The 2,726-nt window shown below is 54.3% G+C and carries 4 protein-coding genes; 3 read left to right on the forward strand and 1 reads right to left on the reverse strand.

From position 1 onward, the window contains the following. Both WAO69_RS15805 and WAO69_RS15810 read left to right on the forward strand, forming a co-directional pair. A partial coding sequence (locus WAO69_RS15805; RefSeq protein ID WP_422180871.1) for a hypothetical protein occupies window positions 1-194 on the forward strand: 194 nt, incomplete at its 5' end. Between the two features lie 153 nt (window positions 195-347). After that, window positions 348-827, forward strand: a complete 480-nt coding sequence (locus tag WAO69_RS15810; RefSeq protein ID WP_422180873.1) for a hypothetical protein — start codon at window positions 348-350, stop codon at window positions 825-827. Here WAO69_RS15810 and WAO69_RS15815 read toward each other — a convergent pair. Then, entirely contained in the window at window positions 824-1,642 is an 819-nt protein-coding gene (locus tag WAO69_RS15815) for a sulfotransferase family protein (RefSeq protein ID WP_422180875.1), read from the reverse strand. The genes WAO69_RS15810 and WAO69_RS15815 overlap by 4 nt on opposite strands. A gap of 144 nt (window positions 1,643-1,786) precedes the next feature. Between WAO69_RS15815 and WAO69_RS15820 the strand changes: the two genes are divergently transcribed. Further along, on the forward strand, window positions 1,787-2,726 hold a 940-nt coding region (locus tag WAO69_RS15820; protein WP_422180877.1), incomplete at its 3' end, for a beta-1,6-N-acetylglucosaminyltransferase.

Consider the following 2,726-nt stretch of genomic DNA (forward strand, 5'->3'; position numbering starts at 1 on the left):
TGATCGAACAGCACATGATCGTCACCGGGTTTCTGGAAGGCGAGGGGATGGGCCTGAAATCCGACCCTCAGGCCGCCGTGGTCAATCTGGATGGCGCGCGCGGCAAATCCTGCCCCAGCTGTGGTCAGTTCGACATGCGCATGATCGAAGGCTGCATGACCTGTGCAAGCTGCGGACATTCGAAATGCGGATAAGGCTGGGCTGAATTAACCCAATATTTCCAAAGACCTGCCAAATCTCAGCCAGAATCCTGTGCCACTGTGGCTTCAGGTGCTGGTTGATTGAGTAGACGGGGCAGATTTTTGGAATTTGATTTTGATCCGGCGGAGGTTTCCGCAGTCGGGGCTGTGATCAACAGCGACCTGATGCACGCAATGATGATCATCGGCGCGATTGCCGTGTTTGGTCTGTTGGGCCGCCTTTTTTTCATGGCGATGCGCGATCGTGCGGCAAAGCATAATCCGTTGCGCGACGCTTCTGGAGGCGGGTTGATTTTCGCATCCCTGGCCCTGGTGGCCGCTGGCATCTATTTCAACAGCGGGCATGTCAAAACCATGGTGATGGTGCAACGGCATGTGGTCGACCCAATCACCGTCTCTGTTCTGAAAAGAGACAGCTGTCAGCTGTCCGGTGGCGATTACTGCGTGGTCGTTTTCCAGGAAGATCGCGAGATCGTCGTGAACTGGTTCGACAAGCGCGTGCATATGTTCACCCTGCTGACACCGGCCATGAACCCACCCTGGGGATCGCCGCGCCCCGTGGCGCGCGACCCGCACTACCTGCTGACCCAGGCGGACGCGTCCGAGGATCAAGACATCGAGGGTTAATCGCCCAGCTTGGCGTGCACCTCGTCAAGGTCGATCTCACCGATGGGCATCTTGTTGGATGGATCGTCAAAATCGTATTTGAACAGATCGAAATCCCGGTGATACATTTCATAGACTAGGTGCATCGACAGGTCGTCGAAGTAATCCTCGACCGGATGCGCACGTTTTGGTCCATGCCCTTCGCTTTCATTGAAGCGGGGGATCTTCTTCAGATCGACCTTTTTCTTGGTTTTGATCGCTTTGAGGACGTCTCCCATCCCGTCATTGAAGCTTTCGGTCCAGAAAATCTTGTCATAGCGCCCGCCATTCACGATGAAGGTCGACACATGTCCTGACATGGCCGACCAGTGAATGTCGGGATCCATGGGCCGGCGCCAACGAATGGTGTCACGCGCAAACAGCAGGAAACGGCGGAAGGACTGGATCTGGTCGAATTCATCCTTGCCGTCTTCGCCACCTACTTCGATGCCGTATTTCTGCACCAGAAGCGGGACGAGGTTGCCGCGATAGCGTTTGCCGTTGCGCTGAATTCCGCAGATCTTGTCAAAAAATGAGCTCAGGATGCGGGTATAGGGGTTGCGCACACAGGTGAATGCATAGCTTTCGTGGTTTTGCACATTGCGCGTGATCGGGTCCTGGCTGGCCTCGATCGCCCATTTATGCATCCCCGACGTCGCATCATGGATATCCCCGTCAAAAAACGCGCCATGATCTGAATAATACATGATCTGACCGATGGTCGAGCAGGCGCATTTCGGAACAACCCGATACACCACACTCTCGCTTTCGGTCATCCAGGTCCCCGGAAAACCCATCTGCTCTGTCTCCTGCCGCGGTCACTTTTACGCGCCCGTCCTTCTTTCACCACAAAAAAGCAAAAAACGCAGGTTTATTCAATCACTGTTCAGCATTATCAATGAATAAACAGTATATGTGGCAAAAGGCAGATTGTTTCCCCTATGGCAAGAATAGCGTACATATTGCTCTGCCATAAGGATCCTGAGGCGATCATCCAGCAGGCGCGTCGTCTGACGGCTGTGGGTGACTATATGTCGATCCATTTCGATGCCCGCGCCAAGCCCGAGCATTACAGCCAGATCCGCGATGCTCTGGATGACAATCCCAACGTGACATTTGCCCACACTCGGATCAAGTGCGGCTGGGGTGAATGGTCCCTGGTGCAGGCCACCCTTCATGCCATCCAAAGCGTTGTGGACGCCTTTCCCCGTGCCACGCATTTCTACATGCTGTCGGGGGATTGCATGGCGATCAAGACAGCGGAATACGCGCACAAGTTCCTGGATGAGCGCGATATCGACTATATCGAAAGCTTTGATTTCTTTGAAAGCGACTGGATCAAGACCGGCTGGAAGGAAGAGCGGCTGATCTATCGCCACCTCGTCAACGAGCGCAAATACAAGCGCATGTTCTATCTGCTGTTCGAGGCGCAGAAACGCCTTGGCCTGAAACGTCAGATTCCTTCGGATATTCAGGTCATGATCGGCAGCCAGTGGTGCTGTCTGCGCCGCCGCACTGTCGAGGCGATGCTTGATTTCATCGCCAAGCGGCCGGATGTGGTGCGGTTCTTCAAGACGACCTGGATCCCGGATGAGACCTTTTTCCAGACCATCGTGCGCCACCTGATTCCGGCGCATGAAATCGACTCGCGCACGCTGACCTTTCTGATGTTTTCGGACTATGGCATGCCGGTCACCTTCTATAACGATCACTATGATCTGCTGCTCAGCCAGGATTTCCTCTTTGCACGCAAGATGAAGTGGTCCTGCTTTTTAGGACAGGTTTGCGGCTTGGCTAAGATGCATCTGGTTTATGTTCATGCCGCTTTTCGTGTTTCACTTTGTTCGAAGTATGCCGCGTCTGGCGTGCGCTTGTCGAGGG

Source organism: Aestuariivita sp. (assembly GCF_049276915.1).
In the GTDB taxonomy this organism is placed as follows: domain Bacteria; phylum Pseudomonadota; class Alphaproteobacteria; order Rhodobacterales; family Rhodobacteraceae; genus Aestuariivita.

What these genes read in the sequence shown, in the direction of transcription:
- WAO69_RS15815 (WP_422180875.1), bottom strand. Translation starts at nt 1,642, where the DNA reads ATGGGTTTTCCGGGGACCTGGATGACCGAAAGCGAGAGTGTGGTGTAT.